This is a genomic window from Leclercia sp. LSNIH3, from assembly GCF_002935105.1.
Taxonomy (GTDB): Bacteria; Pseudomonadota; Gammaproteobacteria; order Enterobacterales; family Enterobacteriaceae; genus Enterobacter; species Enterobacter adecarboxylatus.
Genome location: NZ_CP026387.1, coordinates 3,266,416 through 3,288,512, shown reverse-complemented (window position 1 = coordinate 3,288,512; position 22,097 = coordinate 3,266,416). Strand labels below are relative to the sequence as shown.

At 55.5% G+C, this 22,097-nt stretch carries 23 protein-coding genes and 1 tRNA gene; 7 read left to right on the top strand and 17 right to left on the bottom strand.

The window, feature by feature from the left end:
- Window positions 1–41: 41 nt before the first annotated feature.
- Window positions 42–917 (bottom strand): LysR family transcriptional regulator, encoded by an 876-nt coding sequence (locus C3F35_RS16035; protein WP_032613829.1) that lies wholly within the window; start codon window positions 915–917, stop codon window positions 42–44.
- Window positions 918–1,023: 106 nt separating this feature from the next.
- Here C3F35_RS16035 and C3F35_RS16030 point away from each other — a divergent pair, with 106 nt between their 5' ends.
- On the top strand, window positions 1,024–1,485 hold the full coding sequence (locus C3F35_RS16030) for a multidrug/biocide efflux PACE transporter (protein WP_059307252.1): 462 nt from the start codon (window positions 1,024–1,026) through the stop codon (window positions 1,483–1,485).
- A 118-nt stretch (window positions 1,486–1,603) separates the two neighbouring features.
- Window positions 1,604–2,833, top strand: a complete 1,230-nt coding sequence (locus C3F35_RS16025) for an amino acid permease (RefSeq protein WP_103792596.1) — start codon at window positions 1,604–1,606, stop codon at window positions 2,831–2,833.
- A gap of 43 nt (window positions 2,834–2,876) precedes the next feature.
- On the opposite strand, the gene C3F35_RS16020 is transcribed toward C3F35_RS16025, so the two are convergent.
- The 4 genes from C3F35_RS16020 to actS all read right to left on the bottom strand — a co-directional run bounded on the left by C3F35_RS16020 (window position 2,877) and on the right by actS (window position 4,778).
- Entirely contained in the window at window positions 2,877–3,149 is a 273-nt protein-coding gene (locus tag C3F35_RS16020; RefSeq protein ID WP_103792597.1) for a GNAT family N-acetyltransferase, read from the bottom strand.
- A gap of 10 nt (window positions 3,150–3,159) precedes the next feature.
- Window positions 3,160–3,390, bottom strand: coding sequence for a 4Fe-4S mono-cluster protein YjdI (yjdI, locus tag C3F35_RS16015; protein WP_103792598.1), 231 nt, complete (start codon window positions 3,388–3,390; stop codon window positions 3,160–3,162).
- A gap of 472 nt (window positions 3,391–3,862) precedes the next feature.
- Window positions 3,863–3,936, bottom strand: a tRNA-Gly gene (locus C3F35_RS16005).
- A gap of 80 nt (window positions 3,937–4,016) precedes the next feature.
- Entirely contained in the window at window positions 4,017–4,778 is a 762-nt protein-coding gene (actS, locus tag C3F35_RS16000; protein ID WP_442786136.1) for an amidase activator ActS, read from the bottom strand.
- Between the two features lie 161 nt (window positions 4,779–4,939).
- Here actS and idi point away from each other — a divergent pair, with 161 nt between their 5' ends.
- Window positions 4,940–5,491 carry an isopentenyl-diphosphate Delta-isomerase gene (gene idi / locus C3F35_RS15995; protein ID WP_103792601.1) on the top strand — a complete coding sequence of 184 codons (552 nt, stop codon included), beginning with the start codon at window positions 4,940–4,942 and terminating at the stop codon, window positions 5,489–5,491.
- Window positions 5,492–5,537: 46 nt separating this feature from the next.
- Here idi and lysS read toward each other — a convergent pair whose 3' ends face one another.
- The 5 genes from lysS to xerD all read right to left on the bottom strand — a co-directional run bounded on the left by lysS (window position 5,538) and on the right by xerD (window position 11,629).
- Window positions 5,538–7,055: a lysine--tRNA ligase gene (gene lysS, locus C3F35_RS15990; RefSeq protein ID WP_032613846.1), complete on the bottom strand. Its 1,518-nt coding sequence runs from the start codon at window positions 7,053–7,055 to the stop codon at window positions 5,538–5,540.
- A gap of 9 nt (window positions 7,056–7,064) precedes the next feature.
- Window positions 7,065–8,163 (bottom strand): peptide chain release factor 2 gene (prfB, locus tag C3F35_RS15985; RefSeq protein ID WP_103792602.1). Its coding sequence is split into 2 segments (ribosomal slippage): window positions 7,065–8,087 and window positions 8,089–8,163, totalling 1,098 coding nucleotides; the frame shifts between segments, so codons are not numbered across the junction.
- Window positions 8,164–8,254: 91 nt separating this feature from the next.
- Complete coding sequence (gene recJ, locus C3F35_RS15980) at window positions 8,255–9,988, bottom strand: single-stranded-DNA-specific exonuclease RecJ (RefSeq protein ID WP_103792603.1); 1,734 nt, start codon at window positions 9,986–9,988, stop codon at window positions 8,255–8,257.
- Between the two features lie 5 nt (window positions 9,989–9,993).
- Window positions 9,994–10,707, bottom strand: coding sequence for a bifunctional protein-disulfide isomerase/oxidoreductase DsbC (gene dsbC / locus C3F35_RS15975; RefSeq protein ID WP_032613852.1), 714 nt, complete (start codon window positions 10,705–10,707; stop codon window positions 9,994–9,996).
- Between the two features lie 25 nt (window positions 10,708–10,732).
- Complete coding sequence (xerD, locus tag C3F35_RS15970) at window positions 10,733–11,629, bottom strand: site-specific tyrosine recombinase XerD (RefSeq protein WP_032613854.1); 897 nt, start codon at window positions 11,627–11,629, stop codon at window positions 10,733–10,735.
- 101 nt (window positions 11,630–11,730) lie between these two features.
- Here xerD and fldB point away from each other — a divergent pair, with 101 nt between their 5' ends.
- Entirely contained in the window at window positions 11,731–12,252 is a 522-nt protein-coding gene (gene fldB, locus C3F35_RS15965; RefSeq protein WP_059307242.1) for a flavodoxin FldB, read from the top strand.
- Between the two features lie 4 nt (window positions 12,253–12,256).
- Here fldB and C3F35_RS15960 read toward each other — a convergent pair whose 3' ends face one another.
- Together C3F35_RS15960 and sdhE are read right to left on the bottom strand one after the other, a co-directional pair.
- Window positions 12,257–12,670 (bottom strand): protein YgfX, encoded by a 414-nt coding sequence (locus tag C3F35_RS15960; protein ID WP_032613858.1) that lies wholly within the window; start codon window positions 12,668–12,670, stop codon window positions 12,257–12,259.
- A complete protein-coding gene (gene sdhE / locus C3F35_RS15955; protein WP_032613860.1) occupies window positions 12,651–12,917 on the bottom strand; it encodes an FAD assembly factor SdhE in 267 nt (88 codons plus the stop codon). Before sdhE ends, C3F35_RS15960 begins: the two co-directional genes overlap by 20 nt.
- 304 nt (window positions 12,918–13,221) lie before the next feature.
- Between sdhE and ygfZ the strand changes: the two genes are divergently transcribed.
- Window positions 13,222–14,202, top strand: coding sequence for a tRNA-modifying protein YgfZ (gene ygfZ / locus C3F35_RS15950; RefSeq protein ID WP_032613862.1), 981 nt, complete (start codon window positions 13,222–13,224; stop codon window positions 14,200–14,202).
- Between the two features lie 129 nt (window positions 14,203–14,331).
- On the opposite strand, the gene trhA is transcribed toward ygfZ, so the two are convergent.
- Window positions 14,332–14,991, bottom strand: a complete 660-nt coding sequence (trhA, locus tag C3F35_RS15945; RefSeq protein WP_103792604.1) for a PAQR family membrane homeostasis protein TrhA — start codon at window positions 14,989–14,991, stop codon at window positions 14,332–14,334.
- A 165-nt stretch (window positions 14,992–15,156) separates the two neighbouring features.
- Window positions 15,157–15,468 (bottom strand): N(4)-acetylcytidine aminohydrolase, encoded by a 312-nt coding sequence (yqfB, locus tag C3F35_RS15940; protein ID WP_032613867.1) that lies wholly within the window; start codon window positions 15,466–15,468, stop codon window positions 15,157–15,159.
- 52 nt (window positions 15,469–15,520) lie between these two features.
- Here yqfB and C3F35_RS15935 point away from each other — a divergent pair, with 52 nt between their 5' ends.
- Together C3F35_RS15935 and C3F35_RS15930 are read left to right on the top strand one after the other, a co-directional pair.
- A complete protein-coding gene (locus C3F35_RS15935) occupies window positions 15,521–16,252 on the top strand; it encodes a MurR/RpiR family transcriptional regulator (RefSeq protein WP_032613869.1) in 732 nt (243 codons plus the stop codon).
- Between the two features lie 112 nt (window positions 16,253–16,364).
- Window positions 16,365–17,798 carry a 6-phospho-beta-glucosidase gene (locus tag C3F35_RS15930; RefSeq protein WP_103792605.1) on the top strand — a complete coding sequence of 478 codons (1,434 nt, stop codon included), beginning with the start codon at window positions 16,365–16,367 and terminating at the stop codon, window positions 17,796–17,798.
- Between the two features lie 68 nt (window positions 17,799–17,866).
- Here the strand turns inward: C3F35_RS15930 and C3F35_RS15925 are convergent, their stop codons facing one another.
- The 3 genes from C3F35_RS15925 to gcvH form a co-directional block, all read right to left on the bottom strand.
- Window positions 17,867–18,610, bottom strand: a complete 744-nt coding sequence (locus C3F35_RS15925) for an SDR family oxidoreductase (protein ID WP_103792606.1) — start codon at window positions 18,608–18,610, stop codon at window positions 17,867–17,869.
- A gap of 82 nt (window positions 18,611–18,692) precedes the next feature.
- Complete coding sequence (gcvP, locus tag C3F35_RS15920; protein WP_032613875.1) at window positions 18,693–21,566, bottom strand: aminomethyl-transferring glycine dehydrogenase; 2,874 nt, start codon at window positions 21,564–21,566, stop codon at window positions 18,693–18,695.
- Window positions 21,567–21,691: 125 nt separating this feature from the next.
- Entirely contained in the window at window positions 21,692–22,081 is a 390-nt protein-coding gene (gene gcvH, locus C3F35_RS15915) for a glycine cleavage system protein GcvH (RefSeq protein ID WP_103792607.1), read from the bottom strand.
- Window positions 22,082–22,097 lie beyond the last annotated feature (16 nt).

Sequence of the window (22,097 nt, the reverse complement as noted above, 5' to 3'; positions counted from 1 at the left end):
CCTTTTAGATTTTGCTACCGATCAGGAAAATGTCGTATTCGTCACACGGGATCCGCCTTGTGCTGCAGATAGTGCCGCAGCCAGTTTCCCGCCGTGCCTGGCGGGGAGCGTTTATTCCATACCAGATCGATCGCCACCGAACGCGGCCAGCCCGACACGTTGAGCTGCACCAGCGTTTTCGCAGGCGCAAACTCCTCCACCAGCGCAGAGGGCAGCGCGCACCAGCCGAAGCCCTGCACCGCCATGCTGAGCAATAGCAGGTAGTTGGGTGCCGACCACACCGGCCCTTGCGCCAGCACCGGTTCGCGCTCCAGATAGGTATTCAGGCGCAGCTCCCGCCAGCCGTGCAGCTCGTCGGCTTCGATGCGGCTTTGCGCGGCGAGGGGATGCGTGGCGGAGGTATAGATCGCCATGTGGGTCTGCATCGGCAGGCGGATAGCGGCAATGTCGGTGGGATAACTTTCCCGCGCCTCGGTGAGGCCGATATGCGCCCGCCCCTTTTGGAGGAGGTCGATAACATCTTCCTCCTCACCAATCAGGCATTCGAACTCGGTATGGGGAAATCGCGCGTCAAAACGAAACAGCATCTCCTCCAGCACGTCCGGGTGCAGGGTGTCCGAGAGAACAAAGGTCAGGCGCGCTTCGGTCTCTTCGCTGAGGGAGACCGCCAGTTCATCGAGCCTTGCGCTGGCCGCGAGGATCGACTGGACATAGCCCAGCACCTGCTTGCCCTGGGGGGTGAGTACCGGCTGGCGGGCGCTGCGATCGAACAGCGCAAAGCCGAGGTCATCTTCCAGATGGGCGATGGCAGTACTGATGGTGGACTGGCTTTTACGCAGGCGGCGGGCGGCGGCGGAGAACGAGCCTGCGGAAACCGTCTCGACAAATGCCGTTAAGGCTTCGGGTGAGTAGCGCATGATGTATCTACTTTATCGATGGAATCTAACTTTAATATATCAGTTTTAGCGATAAAAATAGCGCCCTGGCTCTGCCCATCCTGGCAGGTTAATGAGGTATCAGGTTATGCAGCACAACGATATTCAGCGCAGAAAACTGCCGGAACGCATCTTCCACGCCGTCTTATTCGAAGGGATTGCCACGGCGATCCTGGCCCCCACCACCGCCTGGCTGATGCAACGTCCGGTGCTCGAGATGGGCGGGTTAACCATTCTTCTCGCCACGACGGCGATGATCTGGAACATCATCTATAACGCCGGTTTTGACAGACTGTGGCCGCGGCATATCGTTACCCGCACCGCCAAAGTTCGTGCCCTGCACGCCCTTGGCTTCGAAGTCGGGTTTATTTTTATCGGCGTCGGTATTGTATCGCTGGTGCTGGGCGTGAGCCTGTTGCAGGCGTTAACCTTAGAGATTGGCTTCTTCATCTTCTTCCTGCCGTACACCATGGTCTATAACTGGGCGTACGACACCCTGCGCGATCGCATCATGAAGCGCCGCCAGCAGCAGCACGCTGCCACGTCTTAATCCCTCCGGCCGGAAATGCTTTCCGGCCCGCTCCCTTCAGCGCCAACTGCGACCCCTACGGGTAATTATGGTAAAATAGTCTCCTTTTTGTTGGTTTCATAGTTGATACGTTTCTCTCATGTCGAAAATCTGGTCTAAAGAAGAGACCCTCTGGAGCTTTGCCCTGTACGGCACAGCCGTGGGCGCAGGAACCCTGTTTCTGCCCATCCAGTTAGGATCTGCGGGCGCTGTCGTCCTGTTCATCACCGCCCTTGTGGCGTATCCATTCACCTACTGGCCCCACAAAGCGTTATGTCAGTTTATCCTCTCAGCGAAAACGAAAGGCAGCGAAGGGATCACCGGTGCGGTGACGCACTACTACGGGAAAAAGATCGGCAATCTGATCACCACGCTCTACTTTGTCGCTTTTTTTGTGGTGGTGCAGATCTATGCCGTGGCGATCACCAACTCCCTGACTGAGCAGCTGGCGAAGCATATCCCGGTAGACATGACCGTGCGGGTGCTGGTCAGTCTGGGCGTCGTGCTGACGTTAAATCTGATCTTTCTGATGGGGCGTCACGTCACCATCCGGGTGATGGGTTTTCTGGTCTTCCCGCTGATCGCCTACTTCCTGCTGGTGTCGCTGTATCTCACCCAGAACTGGCAGCCCTCGCTGCTCACCAGCCAGATGAGCGTTGATCAGCACACCTTGCACCAGGTGTGGATCTCCATTCCGGTAATGGTATTCGCCTTCAGCCATACCCCGATTATTTCGACCTTTGCCGTTGACCGGCGCGAGAAATATGGCGACGCCGCAATGGGCAAATGTACCCGCATCATGAAGGTGGCGTATCTGATTATCTGCCTGAGCGTGCTGTTCTTTGTCTTCAGCTGCCTGCTGTCGATCCCTTCGTCTTACATCGTGGCCGCTAAAGAGCAAGGGGTTACCATTCTCTCTGCCCTCTCGATGATGCCCTCTTCCCCTTCGTGGCTTGGGATCTCCGGCATTGTGGTGGCCATCATCGCGATGTCGAAGTCGTTTCTCGGCACCTATTTTGGGGTGATTGAGGGGGCAACGGAGATGGTGAAATCAGCGTTAAATCAGGTTGGCGTAAAGAAAAGCCGGGCCTTCAATCGGGCCGTGTCGGTGATGGGGGTTTCGCTGATCACCTTTGCGGTGTGCTGTATTAATCCCAATGCTATCTCGATGATCTATGCCATCAGCGGACCGCTTATCGCCATGATCCTGTTTATCATGCCGACCCTGTCCACCTTCCTTATTCCGGCCCTGAAACCTTACCGCTCTATTGGCAACGTGCTGACGCTGATCGTGGGGGTGTTATGCGTGTCGGTGATGTTTATCGCCTGACCAGGAGGCAGCACGCTGGTTTGCGGCAGCGTGCTGTTCAACGTTAAGCGCGGATACTGTCATACTCGCGGTTGTTATCAAATTCATGTTTCGCGAACGGGCACAGGGGGATGATTTTGCGGTTTTCTGCACGCATCTTTTCCACCACCTTCGCGACCAGCTGTTTGCCCACGCCCTGCCCTTTCAGGATGGGATCGACATCGGTGTGCTCAATAATGCTGAGGTGTTCGCCGGTGGGAACAAAAACGATCTCCGCGACCTGGTTACCGTCGGCATCATTCACATAAAACTTGTTATGACCTTCCTGAATTTCCATGTTTTCTCGCTTATTTATGGCGGTATTTAAGTGCGCCGCTTGGGCAGGTGTCAATCACACGCACGACCGTATCAACATCCACTTCATCAGGGATGATCCACGGCTTACGTTTCAGGTTGAAGAGTCTGGCGCTGCCGCGCACGCAGTTTCCCGCGTGCTGACAGATACCGGTGTTGAAGTAGACATCAATTTTCTCACCGGTATAGGCCCGGTACCCGGCTTGCAGGAGATCGTTATCCATGACATTTCCTCTGTCGTTATTATGCTTTCGGGAATAGGGATGATGCTGGCTGTGAGAATCAAAAAGTTAACATTTATTTAATAGAATGATCCAGTGCCTTAAGCGGGGCAGAATTCTGACTGAGAAATCATGCTATTAATCAACGTTAAGGTGGTGTCTTTCAGGTAGTCTGTTTTTATCAGCAGACTACCCGGAGCGTCTGAATCACCATGGATAACCCGCTATTTTTAAAAGGATTAGTTGTTTTACTGCTCGCCTTATGGGCGTGGGATATCATTAGAGCAAAACGCAAAAAGCAGCCTGCGGATCCCGCCATTGCACACGCTGATGCCCGGGAACGCCAGGCATGGCGCTATGTCAGATGGGGTTTTCGGGTAATACAGATCGCCTGTGCGCTCTATTTCGTACGGATGCTGATTCAGATCTTACTGGTGTAGATTGGCAGGAAATAAGGGAACGTAAAAAAGGATGCTGGAGCGGGCGAAGGGAATCGAACCCTCGTATAGAGCTTGGGAAGCTCTCGTTCTACCATTGAACTACGCCCGCTTTGAGGTGCGTAAAGCATTATAGACCTTACGCCCCTTCTGACAAGACTCCCCTGCGCTAACCGGCGATTAAATAACCACTTAGCACTTCGGTTTGCCGCCCGGCGCCGGTAAATAGCGTACCGGGTCGATGGCGGTTGCCTTATAACGAATCTGGAAATGAAGCGCCACGGTGTTGGAGCCGGTGCTGCCCATGGTGGCGATCTTCTGCCCGGCCTTCACGTTTTGTCCGTTATTCACCAGCAGGGTGTCATTATGTGCATAGGCGGTGATGTAATCCTCGCCATGCTTAATCATGATCAGGTTGCCATAGCCGCGCAGCTGGTTGCCGACATAGACCACCTTGCCCGCATCGGAGGCGTAGACCGGCGATCCGCGGGTGCCCGCGATATCAATCCCTTTGTTGCCCCCTTCCGAGGTGGAGTACGGTATCACCACTTTGCCGCTGGCAGGCCAGACCCAGCAACGCTGTCCGACGGGTGGCCAGGAGGACTTAGGCACGACGTAAGAAGGAGTGACTGCGGCGGTTTTACCTTTGCTACGCGAAGAGGATTTTTTAGCTGTGGCGCTGCTGCCGTTAACCTTCAGCTTTTGCCCCACTTCAATGGTGTAAGGCGGCGAAATATTGTTCAGGCGCGCCAAATCCTTCACGCTGGTGCCAGTCGCACGGGAGATGCGGTACAGCGTATCGCCGCGTTTAACGGTATACACAGCACCAGAATCCGATGACTGATTGCCTGCGCATCCCGCCAGCAACAGGGCCAGGATCAGGCAAAACGGAGCAGAAACAGGGTTTTTCGTCGGGCTTCCTGCAAACAAAACAGTTCCTCGGTCAACGTGAATGGCCGCGCTATCATAGCAGCCCCACCGCGGATGCCCAAGAGCACCCTATGCGACAAACAGTTTAATGCCGATTGCGATATAATCGCCCGGGTCAGGCCGCGCTGAACTTAGTGGAACACTAACAAGTCAGTATCGCCTGACGATTTCAGCACGGAGTTACAATGGACACACACGAACACGTCATTTTGGTCAACGACCTGGGAAAGATAATCGGCACCCAGGAAAAGTACGCTGCACACACCTCTCACACCCCACTACATCTGGCCTTCTCTTGCTGGCTTTTCAACGACAAAGGTGAGTGTCTGGTCACCCGTCGCGCCATGAGTAAAAAAGCCTGGCCCGGTGTCTGGACCAACTCCGTTTGCGGCCATCCGCAACAGGGTGAAACGTCAGAACAGGTCATAATCCGCCGCTGCCGCTACGAAGTGGGCGTCGAGATTGCCGGGATTATTCCGATCGCACCCGCATTCCGCTACTGCGAAACCGATCCCTCCGGGATTGTTGAAAACGAAATATGCCCGGTCTTCGCGGCACATGCCGTCAACGACGTAAACATCAATCGCGACGAAGTGATGGAGTATCAGTGGGTAAAGCTGGACGCACTGTTACGCGCGCTGGAAGCCACTCCGTGGGCCTTTAGCCCGTGGATGGTGATGGAAGCGAGAGCGGCAGAAGAGGGTTTGGTCCGCTTCGCAGCAGACGCGAAGCAATAAAAAAGCCCCGACGCGATTAACGCCGGGGCTTTCTGGTAGCTGTGGCTTACTTAACCGGACGCATCGCCGGGAACAGGATCACATCACGGATGGTGTGGCTGTTGGTAAACAGCATCACCATACGGTCGATACCAATGCCCAGGCCCGCTGTTGGCGGCAGGCCGTGTTCCAGCGCGGTCACGTAGTCTTCATCGAAGAACATGGCTTCGTCGTCACCCGCCGCTTTCGCATCAACCTGATCCTGGAAGCGCTGCGCCTGATCTTCTGCATCGTTCAGCTCGCTAAAGCCGTTGCCGATTTCGCGGCCACCGATGAAGAATTCAAAGCGGTCAGTGATCTCCGGGTTCTCGTCGTTACGACGCGCCAGCGGAGAAACTTCTGCCGGGTATTCGGTGATGAAGGTAGGCTGAATCAGGTGCGCTTCCGCCACTTCTTCGAAGATCTCGGTCACGATACGGCCCAGACCCCAGCTCTTCTCAACCTTGATACCGATGCTTTCAGCGATCGCTTTCGCAGAGTCGAAGTTATCCAGGTCAGCCATCTCGGTTTCAGGACGGTATTTCTTGATCGCTTCGCGCATGGTCAGCTTAACGAACGGCTTGCCGAAGTCGAAGACTTCTTCGCCGTAAGGCACTTCAGTGGTACCCAGAATATCCTGCGCCAGCGTACGGAACAGGGATTCGGTCAGCTCGATCAGATCTTTGTAATCCGCGTAAGCCATATAGAGTTCCATCATGGTGAACTCTGGGTTATGACGTACGGAGATGCCTTCGTTACGGAAGTTACGGTTGATCTCGAATACGCGATCGAAACCGCCCACCACCAGACGCTTCAGGTACAGTTCCGGCGCGATACGCAGGTACATGTCCAGGTCCAGGGCGTTGTGATGGGTGATAAATGGACGCGCAGACGCACCGCCCGGGATCACCTGCATCATTGGGGTTTCCACTTCCATAAAGTCGCGGCCCACCATGAACTGACGGATGCCAGCCATAATCTGGGAGCGAATTTTGAAGGTCTTGCGGGATTCATCGTTAGAGATGAGATCCAGGTAACGCTGACGATAGCGCGCTTCCTGATCCTGCAGGCCGTGGAACTTGTCCGGCAGCGGGCGCAGGGCTTTGGTCAGCAGACGCAGCTCGGTGCAGTGGATGGACAGCTCGCCGGTCTTGGTTTTGAACAGCTTGCCTTTAGCGCCCAGGATATCGCCCAGGTCCCACTTCTTGAACTGCTCGTTGTAGATCCCTTCCGGCAGATCGTCGCGGGAGACGTACAGCTGAATGCGGCCGCCAACGTCCTGCAGGGTGATGAAAGACGCTTTACCCATGATACGACGGGTCATCATGCGGCCTGCAACGGCCACTTCGATGTTCAGCGCTTCCAGCTCTTCGTTCTCTTTAGCGTCGAAGTCAGCGTGCAGTTGGTCTGAGGTATGATCGCGACGAAAATCGTTCGGGAACGGCACGCCCTGCTCGCGCAGTGCAGCCAGCTTCTCGCGGCGGGTTTTCAGTTCATTGTTTAGATCGACGACCGCGTCAGCGCCCTGTGCTTGTTGTTCAGACATGTTGGTTCCTCATAACCCTGCTTTCAGACTTGCTTCGATAAATTGGTCCAGGCTGCCGTCCAGCACCGCCTGCGTGTTACGGGTTTCGACACCGGTACGCAGGTCTTTGATGCGGGAGTCATCAAGGACGTAAGAACGGATCTGGCTGCCCCAGCCGATGTCGGATTTGTTATCTTCCATCGCCTGCTTCTCAGCATTTTTCTTTTGCATCTCCAGTTCATAAAGCTTCGCTTTCATCTGCTTCATGGCCTGGTCTTTGTTTTTATGCTGGGAACGGTCGTTCTGGCACTGTGTTACCAGCCCGGTCGGAATGTGGGTAATACGCACCGCGGATTCCGTACGGTTAACGTGCTGACCACCCGCACCGGAGGCGCGATAAACGTCGATACGCAGATCCGCTGGGTTGATTTCGATGTCGATATCGTCCTTCACTTCCGGGTAGACAAACGCGGAACTGAAAGAGGTGTGACGGCGACCGCCGGAGTCGAACGGGCTTTTACGCACCAGGCGGTGAACGCCGGTTTCCGTACGCAGCCAGCCGTAGGCGTAATCGCCAATGATTTTGACGGTGACAGATTTCAGGCCTGCCACTTCACCTTCAGACTCTTCGATGATCTCGGTCTTGAAGCCGCGGGCTTCAGCCCAACGCAGGTACATACGGGTCAGCATGCTGGCCCAGTCCTGTGCTTCTGTACCGCCGGAACCTGCCTGAATATCCAGGTAGCAGTCGGCGCTGTCGTATTCACCGGAGAACATACGACGGAATTCCAGCTGTGCCAGCTTCTCTTCCAGACCGTCGAGTTCTGCTACGGCTTCGTTGAAGGTCTCTTCGTCGTCGGCTTCAACGGCCAGTTCCAGCAGCCCGGAAACGTCATCCAGGCCTTGTGCCATCTGATCCAGCGTATCGACGATAGCTTCCAGAGAGGAACGCTCTTTACCCAGCGCCTGTGCGCGTTCAGGTTCGTTCCAGACGTCCGGCTGTTCCAGCTCGGCGTTTACTTCTTCGAGACGCTCTTTCTTGGCATCGTAGTCAAAGATACCCCCTAAGAACGTCGGAGCGCTCCGTGAGGTCCTGAATGCGGTTTTTTACCGGATTAATTTCAAACATGGTCTGTTTTCTTTTATGGACGAGTCAAAATGCGGTTATAAGGGCGGAATTGTACCGGATTCACGCCCTTTTTTATAGCGGAATAGTGATGCTAAAGTGGCCAGATATGGTCGATGATGATTTGCAGCGTGCGGTTGCCGCGAAACTCGTTGATATCCAGTTTGTAGGCCAGTTCGACTTCGCGCACGCCGTTGTCCGGCCAGATGGTGGTATCGACGTTAAAGGCGATACCGTCCAGCAGCGGGCCGCCGCCTACCGGTTCTACCATCACTTTCAGGTGGCGTTCACCCACCAGCCGCTGTTGCAGCAGACGGAAGCGGCCATCGAACAGCGGCTCCGGGAACATCTGCCCCCAGGGACCGGCATCCCGCAGCATCTGTGCCACTTCCATGGTCATTTCGGCTGGTATTAACGGGCCGTCGGAGACCACTTCGCCCTGCAACAGGGCCGGATCCAGCCAGTCGGTGACCAGCTCGCTGAACAGGCGCTGGAACTGATCGAACTTCGCCTCCTCCAGTGACAGACCCGCCGCCATCGCATGGCCGCCAAATTTGATCATCAGCCCCGGATGCAGCGTGTCCAGCCGCTCCAGCGCATCGCGCATATGCAGCCCCTGGATGGATCGGCCCGATCCTTTCAGCGTGCCGTCGCCTGCGGGAGCAAAGGCAATCACCGGGCGGTGAAAACGCTCTTTGATACGCGAGGCCAAAATCCCGACCACGCCCTGATGCCACTCAGGATGATACATTGCCAGCCCGCCGGGCAGCGTTTCGCCGCTGCGCTCCAGCTTTTCGCACAGGGTCAGCGCTTCGGCCTGCATTCCCTGCTCGATCTCTTTACGGGTCTGGTTCAGCGCGTCCAGTTCGTTGGCCAGCACGCGCGCTTCCGCGATGTTGTCGCACAGCAACAGCGCCACCCCGACTGACATATCATCCAGACGCCCGGCGGCGTTAAGACGCGGGCCAAGGGCAAAACCTAAGTCGCTGGCCGCCAGCCGCTGTTGATCCCGGTTGGAGATCTCCAGCAGCGCCTTAATGCCCGGACGGCATTTGCCCGCCCGAATGCGGTTTAAACCCTGCCAGGTGAGAATGCGGTTATTGGCATCCAGCGGCACGACGTCCGCCACGGTGCCCAGCGCCACCAGATCGAGGAATTCCGCCAGATTCGGCGGCGCAATGCCCTGCGCCTCGAACCAGCCTTTATCCCGCAGCTTCGTGCGCAGCGCCAGCATCAGGTAAAACGCCACCCCCACACCTGCCAGGGATTTCGACGGGAAGGCGCAGTCTCGCAGGTTAGGGTTGATGATCGCTTCCGCCGCTGGCAGCGTGTCGCCGGGCAGGTGGTGATCGGTGACCAGCACCGGGATCCCCAGCGAGTGTGCACGATCGACACCGTTGTGGGATGAGATCCCATTGTCGACCGTCAGGATCATTTGAGCGCCACGGGCATGCGCTTGATCAACCACTTCCGGGCTGAGGCCATAGCCATCCTCGAAGCGGTTCGGCACCAGGTAAGAGACGTTATCGCACCCCATCGCCCGCAGGCTGAGCACGCTCAGCGCGGTACTGGTGGCACCATCGGCGTCGAAATCCCCCACCACGATGATGCGCGTCCCTTCGCGAAAGGCGTTATACAGCAGCTCCGTGGCCGTATCGACGCCACTCAGTTGCTGCCAGGGCAACATGCCTTTTACGCTTCGCTCAAGGTCGTCTGCCGTTTGCACGCCACGGCTGGCATACAGTCGACGCAACAGGGGCGACAGATCCGCGGGTAGCGCGGCGCTGTCGTTCACTTCACGACGACGGAGTTGTATCGAAGATTTCACGCGAATTATTTACCGCCAAACTGTTTCTGGTGCTCGTCGAGGAAGGCTTTCATCTCTTTCGGCCCCTGGTAACCTGGCACCACGTAACCGTTGCTGAGTACGATAGCTGGCGTACCGGTCACGCCAAACTGCACGCCCAGCGCGTAGTGGTTGGCAATGTCGATATCGCAGGAGGCTGGCTGAATGCCTTTGCCGCTCATGGCATCATCAAAGGCTTTGTTGCGATCTTTCGCACACCAGATGGCCTTCATGTCCTGCTCAGGCTGGCTCTGCACGCCCGCACGCGGGAAAGCGAGGTAACGCACGGTGATCCCCAGCGCGTTGTAGTCTTTCATCTCTTCGTGCAGCTTGTGGCAGTAACCGCAGGTGATGTCGGTGAACACGGTGATGACATGTTTTTCCTGCGCCGCTTTGTAGACAATCATCTCTTTTTCCAGCGCGTTCAGGTTTTTCATCAGCATCTGGTTCGTCACGTTAACCGGCTGGGCGCCGCTTACGTCATACAGCGGCCCTTGCAGAAAATGTTTACCGTCTTCGGTAACGTACAACACACCGCCGCTGGTCATCACGGTTTTCATCCCAGGAATTGGCGCAGGCTGAATATCGCTGCTGGTGACGCCAAGCTTCGCCAGAGATTGTTTGATGGCTGCATCGTCTGCATGCGCCAGGCCGGATAATGAGGCTGCCAGCAGAGAGAACAGCACTAAAGTCTTTTTCATATTGATTCCTGTTACACGTCACCACTCACGCGCGTGGGTGATGCTGTTGGTGGAGCTGTCGCAGGCGTTCCGTGGCGACATGCGTGTAGATTTGCGTCGTTGAAAGGTCACTGTGCCCAAGCAGCATCTGGACCACGCGCAGGTCGGCGCCATGGTTCAGAAGATGGGTCGCAAAAGCGTGACGCAGAACGTGCGGCGAAAGTTTTTCACTGTCGATACCCGCCAGTGTGGCGTAATGTTTGATGCGATGCCAGAAGGTTTGGCGCGTCATTTGTTGCGCACGCTGGCTCGGAAACAGCACATCGATGGAGACACCGTTAAGCAACCACGGACGCCCATGCTGAAGATAGTTCTCCAGCCAGTAAACCGCTTCTTCCCCCAGCGGCACCAGACGTTCTTTGTTGCCTTTACCGATCACCCGTACCACGCCCTGACGCAGGCTGATATCGCTCATCGTCAGCCCAACCAGTTCAGAGACGCGCAGTCCCGTCGCGTACAACACTTCAAGCATCGCTTTATCGCGTAACTCCAGCGGTTGGTCAACCACCGGCGCCTGTAATAATCTCTCAACTTGTGCTTCGCTGAGATCCTTCGGCAGACGCTGCGGCAGTTTTGGCGACGCCAGCACGGCGCTAGGATCGTCGGGACGTAATTTCTCACGATACAGATGCTGAAACAGACGCCGCATGGCGCTCAGCAGTCGCGCGGAACTGGTAGCTTTATAGCCTCCCTCCATACGCTCGGCAAGCAGCGCCTGCAGATCGTCGCTTTGGGCCGTCGCAAGAGAGAGTTGATGGTGATGCAACCAGGCTACCAGCATGCCCAGATCGCGTCGGTAGGCGCTGAGGGTATTTTCGGCAAGATTCTTCTCCAGCCACAGCGCATCGAGAAACTGCTCGATGAGTGCGAGATCCTTTTCCACGTCAGCCTCTTTCGTTCTGCAATGGGTGCATTATGCCTGAAGGCGGGTTGTTTCTGGTACACTACACGCAAAGTCATAGCAAGTATTGAGACATTTTAGCGATGAATATTGGTCTGTTTTATGGTTCCAGCACCTGCTACACCGAGATGGCGGCAGAGAAAATTCGCGACATTATCGGCCCGGAACTGGTCACCCTTCATAATCTCAAAGACGACGCCCCAACGATGATGGAACAGTACGACGTACTGATTCTGGGCATCCCAACCTGGGATTTTGGTGAACTGCAGGAAGACTGGGAAGCCATCTGGGATCAGCTTGATTCCCTGAAGCTGGAAGGCAAAATTATCGCGCTGTACGGCATGGGCGACCAGTTAGGCTACGGCGAGTGGTTCCTTGATGCGCTGGGGATGCTGCACGATAAGCTGGCGCCGAAAGGCGTGACCTTCATCGGTTACTGGCCGACCGAGGGCTATGAGTTTACCAGTAAGAAACCGATCATTGCCGACGGCCAGCTGTTTGTCGGGCTGGCCCTTGATGAGACGAATCAATACGATCTGAGCGAAGAGCGCCTGCAGAGCTGGTGCGAGCAGATCCTTGGCGAAATGGCGGAGCAGTTCAGCTAATCCCCTACCGCCCGTGCGTCGGTTGCTGCGAAAGCATCCGGCGCAGATCCCGCCACTCCCCTTCATCCATGCTGTCTGCCGACAACCACAAATGCTGGTAGCGTTTCCCGTCGCCCTTGCGTAAGCGGAGCATCATGCCGGAATTGAGCATCCACGGCGTACCGATAATCTCCCACTCGCTACCCTGCCACTGCAGGCGGGAATCCATGAATAGCTTGATTTCGCCCTGGCGGGAATTGATGCGCCGTTGGCTGCGTACGCTGTCAAACACCACCAGCGACAGTAAAATTAACCATAACGGGGTGTAGCTTAGCGGCCATGGTATCAACAGGATGCAAGCCGCAACCAGGCCGTGGAGCAAAAGAGACATCCACTGGGCGCGCCACGAGACGCGTAAATCAGATTGCCACAGGACCACGTTCCCGATTCCGTGTTTGAATTAAAAGCACCATCCGTTGCAGTTCGGCGTCGGCGGGTTCGCCGTGATTCATTAACCAGTTAAATAAATCAGGATCGTCGTTCTCCAGCAGGCGGATAAACAGCTTTTTATCCTCATCGCTCAGGGTGTCGTATTCGTATTCGAAGAACGGCATGATGGAGATATCGAGTTCGCGCATACCGCGACGGCATGCCCAATGAATGCGGGCTTTGTTAGTAATGTCCATGTGTATTTTCCTGCATAACGTTGAGTTCAGGCAGTGTTCCGTTCGTATCGGCTGAGAAAGAGAGTCCACCGGGAAGAAACGGCTCTTAGTGTAACGTGTTTTTTGCTGTTTCATTACTGGAATATTATGTTCCTGGCGCACTCTTCCATAAAAAACCACAACAAATACGGGTATTCATCCGTTTTGCGTAGCGTTATGCAGAATGGCGCAAGGGCACGAATAGCCTGATGAAACCGCTTGCAATGGCTACAGTCTCTTTTACCATTAGGCATCAACAAAGCGTTATGCAATTCAGGACCTCATTATGGCATTTACACCGTTTTCTCCGCGCCAGCCTGTCGCCTCTGCGCGTCTGCCGCTGACGCTTATGACTCTTGATGACTGGGCGCTGGCAACCGTTGTCGGCGTGGACAGCGAAAAGTACCTGCAGGGCCAGGTGACCGCTGATGTCAGTCAAATGACCGAACACCAACATCTGCTGGCCGCGCACTGCGATCCGAAAGGCAAGATGTGGAGCAACCTGCGCATTTTCCGCCGTCAGGACGGCTTTGCCCTGATCGAGCGCCGCAGCCTGCGTGACGCGCAGCTTACCGAGCTGAAAAAGTATGCGGTGTTCTCCAAGGTCACCATCGCTGCCGATGACGAACTGGTGCTGCTGGGCGTGGCCGGATTCCAGGCGCGCGCAGCCTTGAAAAACCTGTTCAGCGACCTTCCTGATGCTGACAACCAGGTCACTCACGACGGTGTTACTTCGCTGCTGTGGTTTGAACACCCGGCGGAACGCTTCCTGCTGGTGACCGATGTCGCCACCGCAGAGCGCGTAACCCAGGCCCTGCGTGGCGAAGCACAGCTGAATAATAGCCAGCAGTGGCTGTCACTGAACATTGAAGCGGGCATTCCAGTTATCGATGCCGCCAACAGCGGGCAGTTTATTCCGCAGGCCACTAACCTGCAGGCGCTCGGTGGGATCAGCTTTAAAAAAGGCTGTTACACCGGCCAGGAGATGGTGGCTCGCGCGAAGTTCCGCGGCGCCAACAAACGTGCGCTGTGGTACCTGGCGGGCCAGGCCAGCCGCGTACCGGAAGCCGGCGAAGATCTGGAGCTGAAAATGGGTGACAACTGGCGCCGTACCGGCACCGTGCTTGCCGCCGTTCAGCTTGATGATGGCCGTCTGCTTGTACAGGCCGTCATGAACAATGATATGGAGCCAGACAGCGTTTTCCGCGTGCGTGAAGATGTGAATACCCTGAGCATTGAGCCGCTGCCATATTCCCTGGAAGAGTGATGTTGTGAGTACCGGGTGGCAAAGGTAAAAGCAAAACGGTAACCCCAGGGTTACCGTTTTTAATGTTTGCGCCGCTATCCGCAGGAGAGGGTTGGCGTGAGGACATCAGGCCGCACCCAACAATCTTAATTAAACCTGTCCAACGTACAGATAAATCGCCAGGAAGTGACACACGCTGCCGCCCAGCACAAACCCGTGCCAGATCGCGTGGTTATAGGGTATGCGCTTACAGACGTAAAAAATTACCCCCAGCGAATAGACAATTCCGCCCACCGCCAGCAACGTCACCCCACCCGCCGCGAGTTTTACCGCCAGCTCATAGATGACAATCAGCGACAGCCAGCCCATGGTCAGATAGGTCACCAGCGACAGCACCTTGAAACGGTGCGTGATGGTCAGCTTAAACAGGATCCCCAGTAGCGCCAGGCTCCAGATAACAATCATTAATCCGCGCGCCAGCGGTGAATCCAACCCCACCAGCAAAAAGGGCGTGTAAGTCCCGGCAATCAGCAGATAGATGGCGCAGTGGTCGAATTTTTTCAGCCAGATCTTGGCCCGCTGATACGGAATGGCATGATAAAGGGTGGACGCCAGGAACAGCAGAATCATGCTTCCGCCATACAGGCTGTAACTGGTGATCGCCAGCGCGCTGGCGTTCGTGTCGACGGCCTGAACCAGGAGTAATACCAGCCCGACGATGCCAAACACCAGACCTACCCCGTGACTAATACTGTTGGCTATTTCCTCAGCCAGCGAATATCCCTGTGTGGTTAATGGTTTGCTAACCATAGATAACTCCGGGAAAACATAAGTGAATACTGCATCGCTGACTATGCTAACTGAGAATGATTCCAGTGAACACCTGTTAGCTAAAATAAATATCCTCCAGATATTTATTTAATACAATCATATAGTTGAATGAAATTTTCAGCTAACGGATGTTCACGATAAACATTAAACGCATTTAAAATCAATAACATAAAACTGACGCTGATTCGGGTAGATCTCTGCGATCACCCGCTTAAGTTCACCGAGGGTCATGTTTTCCTGCTGGGCATGTTTTTCGGTCAGCGTGTCCAGCGTCACGGTTGAAGTGCCTGTTACCTCAATGGTGCAAAAGTAGCCGTCATCTTCATAACGCCCCACCCGCAAAACATCGCCCGCTTTGAAGTGCGCCTCGCTCTCATCACGGATGGTGATGGTCTTACGTCCGGCCAGAATGTCATCCTGAAAGCGCTGAAAAAAAGTAATGTCGTTTGGCTGCATGTTATTATTCCCTGAAGATGAAGTCTGATGAGTGAGTTTAGCCACTGTGAGCATGTTCTCCCATTCCGCCATTGCCAGTCTCAATAATCTGGAGATGATGGTCTACAACACCGTCATTAAAAACCGTGACCAGGTGATGTACATGACCATTCGCGAACTGGCTGATGCGGCGGGGGTTTCCACCACCACCGTGCTGCGCTTTTGCCGCAAGCTGAAATGCGATGGCTATTCTGAATTCCGCGTCCGCTTTAAATTATATCTTGAACAAAACGAACCGCAGCAGGCGAATTTTGGTGCCAGTGAGATTATCAGTTTTTTCAAAAGCGTAAACAACGACGAGTTTGATACGCTTTTAAATAACGCTGTAGATATTATTTTATCCTCGGAGCGTATTATATTTGTCGGCGCAGGTACATCAGGCTCGCTGGCAAAATATGGTGCACGTTTCTTTTCCAATATTGGTAAATTCAGCAACCATATCGACGATCCTTATTTCCCGGTGACCAACGATATGGCGAAAAATGCCCTGGCGATTGTGCTCTCCGTCTCTGGCGAAACCGAAGAGATCCTGCGCTTCGCCAGCCAGTTCAGCCTGCATCACTGCAAGGTGCTTTCCATCACCAGCCACGAACATTCACGGCTGGCAAAACTGGCAGACTTTAATCTCTCGTGGCATGTGCCGCAAACGCGTATCGCGGGCGTCTATGATATTACCACGCAAATCCCGGTGATTTATATTCTTGAATCTCTGGGGCGCAAACTGGCGAAGAAATTAACGGAATAAAACACCCTGTTTTTTTGCCGTAACAAATCACAATGTCTGCAAATTGTTATATCGTGACTTTTTATTCCCCTTTGTTAGACTCCAAATAAGACAATAAATGAGATTAGCAAAGATGAAAAAACTCACCTTACCAAAAGACTTTTTATGGGGCGGCGCAGTGGCGGCGCACCAGGTAGAAGGCGGCTGGAACAAGGGCGGTAAAGGCCCGAGCATTTGTGACGTGCTGACCGGCGGCGCTCACGGCGTGCCGCGTGAAATCACCCAGGAAGTGGTTGATGGCAAATACTACCCGAACCATGAAGCCATCGACTTCCACGGCCACTATAAAGAAGACATCAAGCTGTTTGCCGAGATGGGCTTCAAATGCTTCCGTACCTCCATCGCCTGGACCCGTATCTTCCCGAAAGGTGATGAAACCCAGCCGAACGAAGAGGGGCTGAAATTCTACGACGACATGTTCGATGAGCTGCTGAAGTACAACATCGAGCCGGTGATCACCCTCTCCCACTTCGAAATGCCGCTGCATCTGGTGCAGGAGTACGGCGGCTGGACCAACCGTAAGGTGGTCGATTTCTTCGTTAATTTCGCTGAAGTGGTGTTTGAGCGCTACAAGAGCAAGGTCAAATACTGGATGACCTTCAACGAGATCAACAACCAGCGTAACTGGCGCGCCCCGCTGTTCGGCTACTGCTGCTCCGGCGTGGTCTATACCGAGCATCAAAACCCGGAAGAGACCATGTACCAGGTGCTGCATCACCAGTTCGTGGCCAGCGCCCTGGCGGTAAAAGCCGCGCGTCGCATCAACCCGGAAATGAAAGTCGGCTGCATGCTGGCAATGGTGGCGCTCTATCCATTCTCCTGCAAACCTGAAGACGTGATGTTCGCCCAGGAGTCAATGCGTGAGCGCTATGTCTTTACCGACGTACAACTGCGTGGTTACTACCCATCCTACGTGCTGAACGAATGGGAGCGTCGCGGTTTCACCGTCAATATGGAAGCGGGCGATGAGCAGATCCTGCGTGAAGGCACCTGTGATTATCTGGGCTTCAGCTACTACATGACCAACGCGGTGAAAGCGGAAGGCGGTACGGGCGATGCGATCTCCGGCTTCGAAGGCAGCGTTCCGAACCCGCACGTCAAAGCTTCTGACTGGGGCTGGCAGATTGACCCGGTGGGCCTGCGCTACGCCCTGTGCGAGCTGTATGAACGTTACCAGAAGCCGCTGTTTATCGTCGAAAACGGATTTGGCGCGTATGACAAAGTGGAAGAGGACGGCAGCATCAACGATGACTACCGTATCGACTACCTGCGTGCCCATGTGGAAGAGATGATAAAAGCGGTGACGTATGATGGCGTGGATCTGATGGGCTACACCCCGTGGGGCTGCATCGACTGCGTGTCCTTCACCACCGGTCAGTACAGCAAACGCTACGGCTTTATCTACGTGAACAAGCACGACGACGGTACGGGCGATATGTCTCGTTCCCGTAAGAAGAGCTTCGAATGGTATAAAGGCGCGATTGCCAGCAACGGCGAGACATTGTAATTTTTTGCCCGGTGGCGCTGCGCTTACCGGGCCTACGATTGATCCCCTCTCCCCTTTGAGGTGAGGGGTTATTTCCCGCCCGCTAACTCAATAAAACTGCCCGTCACGTACGACGCCTTCTCGCTCAACAGCCAGACAATCGCCTGCGCCACCTCTTCAGGTTGGCCGCCGCGCTGCATCGGCAGCATCGACTTCACCCGATCCACACGGCCCGGCTCACCGCCAGAAGCATGAATTTCCGTGTAGATCAGCCCAGGACGAACACAGTTAACCCGAATGCCCTGCGCGGCTACCTCCAGCGCTAACCCGGTAGTAAGAGAATCCACAGCACCTTTTGACGCCGCGTAATCGACATATTCCCCTGGCGCACCAAGCCGCGAGGCGGCAGACGAGACGTTCACAATCGCCCCGCCCTTTCCGCCATGTTTCAGCGCCATGCGTTTTACCGCTTCACGACAGCAGAGGAAATACCCGGTCACGTTGGTGCCCAGCACCCGGTTGATACGCTCGGCAGAAAGATTTTCGATAGTGCTCTGCTCGAACAGGATCCCGGCGTTGTTAACCAGCGCCGTGAGGGGTTCGCCTTCACGATCGAGGCTGTCGAACATTGCCATGACCTGCGCTTCGTCACTGATGTCGGCGCGCAAGGCAAAGGCCTTGCCGCCCTCTTCCACAATCTTTGCGATGACGTCGGTTGCAGCTTTGATATTGTGGTGATAATTCACCGCCACGGTGTAGCCTTCCCTCGCCAGTTGCAGCGCAGTTGCTTTGCCAATTCCGCGGCTGGCACCGGTTACAAGTGCAATTGCCATTACACACCTCCAGAAAGAAAAAAAGCCGGGTGGCGGCTTCGCCTTACCCGGCCTACATCAATACCTTACTCTAGCTGAGCGATTACTGATATTCGCTCATGGGTACGCAGGAGCAGAACAGGTTGCGGTCGCCATAGACGTCATCAAGACGTTTCACGGTCGGCCAGTATTTGTTCGCTACGCCTGCCGGGAAGACCGCCAGCTCGCGGCTGTAAGCGTGGTTCCACTCTGCCACCATTTCGTGCTGCGTGTGTGGCGCATTGACCAGCGGGTTATCTTCCAGCGTCCATTCGCCGTCCAGCACGCGATCGATCTCCATGCGGATCGCCAGCATTGCATCAATAAAGCGGTCCAGCTCGGCTTTGCTCTCAGACTCGGTTGGCTCCACCATCAGCGTACCTGCAACCGGGAACGACATGGTTGGCGCGTGGAAGCCGTAGTCGATGAGGCGCTTGGCGATATCCAGTTCGCTAATGCCACTCTGCTCTTTCAGCGGGCGAATATCGAGAATACATTCGTGCGCCACGCGGCCATCGCGACCAGTGTAGAGCACCGGGAAGGCAGATTTCAGGCGAGTCGCGATGTAGTTAGCATTCAGGATCGCCACCTGGCTTGCCTGCTTCAGCCCTTCTGCGCCCATCATGCGGATGTACATCCAGCTGATTGGCAGAATAGAGGCGCTACCAAACGGAGCCGCGGAAACCGCGCCCTGACGGGTGAGCATGCCTTCGATCTGCACGACGCTGTGACCCGGTACGAACGGTGCCAGGTGCGCTTTGACGCCAATCGGCCCCATGCCCGGGCCGCCACCGCCGTGCGGAATGCAGAAGGTTTTGTGCAGGTTCAGGTGTGACACGTCTGCGCCGATAAAGCCTGGTGTGGTGATCCCCACCTGGGCGTTCATGTTGGCGCCATCGAGGTAAACCTGGCCGCCATGCTGGTGCACAATTTCGCACACTTCACGGATGGTCTCTTCGTACACCCCGTGGGTAGACGGATAGGTCACCATGATGCAGGAGAGTTTATCGCTGGTCTGTTCTGCTTTAGCGCGCAGATCAGCTAGATCGATGTTGCCGTTTTTATCACAGGCCACGACCACCACTTCCATCCCTGCCATCTGTGCAGAAGCCGGGTTGGTGCCGTGGGCAGAGCTTGGGATCAGGCAGATATCACGATGGCCTTCGTTGCGGCTCTCGTGGTAGTGACGGATCGCCAGCAGACCCGCGTATTCACCCTGTGCGCCTGAGTTCGGCTGCATGCAGAGCGCATCGTAACCGGTCAGTTTCACCAGCCAGTCGGAGAGCTGGTTGATCATCTGATGATAGCCTTCCGCCTGATCTGCCGGGCAGAACGGGTGCAGCTCAGCAAACTCCGGCCAGGTGATCGGAATCATCTCGGCGGCGGCGTTGAGCTTCATGGTGCAGGAGCCCAGCGGGATCATCGCCTGGTTCAGCGCCAGATCCTTGCGCTCCAGAGAGTGCATATAGCGCATCATCTCGGTTTCGCTGTGGTAGCGGTTGAATACCGGATGGGCCAGGATCGCGTCGTCGCGCAGCATGGTTGCCTGGATTGAGCGGCTGTCATGCGCCACCTCTTTGTCCAGGGTATCAATGTTCAGACCGTGGTCATCACCCAGCAGGACGTTGAACAGCACCTGAACATCTTCACGGGTGGTGGTCTCATCCAGCGTGATGCTGACGGCATTCAGAATGTCGCTACGCAGGTTAATCTCTGCTGCCTCAGCGCGTGCCAGCACCGCCGCTTTGTCGGCCACTTCGACACACAAGGTATCGAAGAAGTGCGCGTGGCGCAGTTTTTGTCCTTTCTGCTGCAGACCGCAGGCCAGGATATCGGCCAGACGGTGAATACGGCTGGCGATACGTTTCAGGCCAACCGGGCCGTGGAAGACGGCGTACAGGCTGGCGATGTTAGCCAGCAGCACCTGTGAGGTACAGATGTTGGAGTTCGCCTTCTCACGACGAATATGCTGCTCGCGCGTCTGCATCGCCATGCGCAGGGCGGTGTTACCTGCGGCATCTTTCGACACACCGATAATACGGCCTGGCATGGAGCGTTTGAATTCATCTTTTGCGGCGAAGAAAGCCGCATGTGGGCCACCGTAGCCCATCGGCACGCCAAAGCGCTGTGCGGAGCCGAAGACAATGTCTGCACCTTGTTTGCCCGGGGCAGTTAACAGCACCAGCGCCATAAAATCGGCCGCCACGCTGACGACAACTTTGCGCGCTTTCAGCTCGGCAATCAGAGTCGTGTAATCGTGAACTTCACCGGTAGTGCCCACCTGCTGCAACAGCACGCCAAACACATCCTGGTGATCCAGCACTTTCTCTGCGTCATCCACAATCACTTCAAAACCAAAGGTTTCAGCACGCGTACGTACCACGTCGAGGGTTTGTGGGTGAATATCGGCGGCGACGAAGAAGCGGTTCGCCCCTTTCAGTTTACTGACGCGTTTTGCCATCGCCATTGCTTCGGCGGCGGCGGTGGCTTCATCCAGCAGCGAGGCGGAGGCGATGTCCAGACCGGTCAGATCCAGCGTCACCTGCTGGAAGTTCAACAGTGCTTCCAGACGGCCCTGCGACACTTCCGGCTGATACGGGGTGTACGCGGTGTACCAGCCCGGGTTTTCCAGCATGTTGCGCAGAATAACCGGCGGCAACTGCACGTTGGTGTAGCCCATGCCAATGTAAGACTTAAAGCGCTTGTTCAGGCCGGCAATGGCCTTCAGTTCTGCCAGCGCGGCAAATTCAGTCGTGGCTTCACCCACCTGCGGCGGGGTGGCGAGCTGAATATCCTTTGGCACGATCTGCGAAATCAGTGCGTTTAACGAATCCGCGCCAACCGTCTTCAGCATCTCCTGCTGTTGCTGAGCATCCGGCCCAATGTGACGTTCAATGAAGGCGCCACGGTTTTCAAGCTGGCTTAAAGTCTGTGTCATGAGCGATGGTTCCTGAAACGTGCAGTGAATGTGTTTTCTCCCTCTCCCTAAGGGAGAGGGCTGGGGTGAAGGTGTCGTCTGTTCCCCTCACCCTACCCTCTCCCCACAGGGGAGAGGGAAAAGGCTTATTCGTCTTCCAGTAATGCTTCGTACGCGGTCGCATCCAGCAGCGAGGCAACCTGCGCTTCGTCGCTGGCTTTGATCTTAAAGATCCAGCCGCCTTCATACGGTTCGCTGTTAACCAGTTCCGGGGAGTCGCTCAGCGCGTCGTTTACCGCAACGATTTCACCGCTCACCGGGGCATAGATATCAGAAGCGGCTTTTACCGACTCGGCCACTGCGCAGTCATCGCCCGCGCTTACGGTCGCGCCAACGTCGGGCAGATCTACAAACACCATGTCACCCAACAGCTCCTGGGCGTGTTCGGTGATGCCCACGGTATAAGTACCGTCGGCTTCTTTGCGCAGCCACTCGTGTTCTTTGCTGTATTTCAGTTCTGCTGGCACATTGCTCATTGAATTTCTCCTGATA

Coding starts and splice junctions, on each gene's coding strand:
- C3F35_RS16035 (WP_032613829.1), bottom strand. CDS start 917: ATGCGCTACTCACCCGAAGCCTTAACGGCATTTGTCGAGACGGTTTCC.
- C3F35_RS16030 (WP_059307252.1), top strand. CDS start 1,024: ATGCAGCACAACGATATTCAGCGCAGAAAACTGCCGGAACGCATCTTC.
- C3F35_RS16025 (WP_103792596.1), top strand. CDS start 1,604: ATGTCGAAAATCTGGTCTAAAGAAGAGACCCTCTGGAGCTTTGCCCTG.
- C3F35_RS16020 (WP_103792597.1), bottom strand. CDS start 3,149: ATGGAAATTCAGGAAGGTCATAACAAGTTTTATGTGAATGATGCCGAC.
- yjdI (WP_103792598.1), bottom strand. CDS start 3,390: ATGGATAACGATCTCCTGCAAGCCGGGTACCGGGCCTATACCGGTGAG.
- idi (WP_103792601.1), top strand. CDS start 4,940: ATGGACACACACGAACACGTCATTTTGGTCAACGACCTGGGAAAGATA.
- lysS (WP_032613846.1), bottom strand. CDS start 7,055: ATGTCTGAACAACAAGCACAGGGCGCTGACGCGGTCGTCGATCTAAAC.
- dsbC (WP_032613852.1), bottom strand. CDS start 10,707: ATGAAAAAGACTTTAGTGCTGTTCTCTCTGCTGGCAGCCTCATTATCC.
- fldB (WP_059307242.1), top strand. CDS start 11,731: ATGAATATTGGTCTGTTTTATGGTTCCAGCACCTGCTACACCGAGATG.
- sdhE (WP_032613860.1), bottom strand. CDS start 12,917: ATGGACATTACTAACAAAGCCCGCATTCATTGGGCATGCCGTCGCGGT.
- ygfZ (WP_032613862.1), top strand. CDS start 13,222: ATGGCATTTACACCGTTTTCTCCGCGCCAGCCTGTCGCCTCTGCGCGT.
- trhA (WP_103792604.1), bottom strand. CDS start 14,991: ATGGTTAGCAAACCATTAACCACACAGGGATATTCGCTGGCTGAGGAA.
- yqfB (WP_032613867.1), bottom strand. CDS start 15,468: ATGCAGCCAAACGACATTACTTTTTTTCAGCGCTTTCAGGATGACATT.
- C3F35_RS15935 (WP_032613869.1), top strand. CDS start 15,521: ATGTTCTCCCATTCCGCCATTGCCAGTCTCAATAATCTGGAGATGATG.
- C3F35_RS15930 (WP_103792605.1), top strand. CDS start 16,365: ATGAAAAAACTCACCTTACCAAAAGACTTTTTATGGGGCGGCGCAGTG.
- C3F35_RS15925 (WP_103792606.1), bottom strand. CDS start 18,610: ATGGCAATTGCACTTGTAACCGGTGCCAGCCGCGGAATTGGCAAAGCA.
- gcvP (WP_032613875.1), bottom strand. CDS start 21,566: ATGACACAGACTTTAAGCCAGCTTGAAAACCGTGGCGCCTTCATTGAA.
- gcvH (WP_103792607.1), bottom strand. CDS start 22,081: ATGAGCAATGTGCCAGCAGAACTGAAATACAGCAAAGAACACGAGTGG.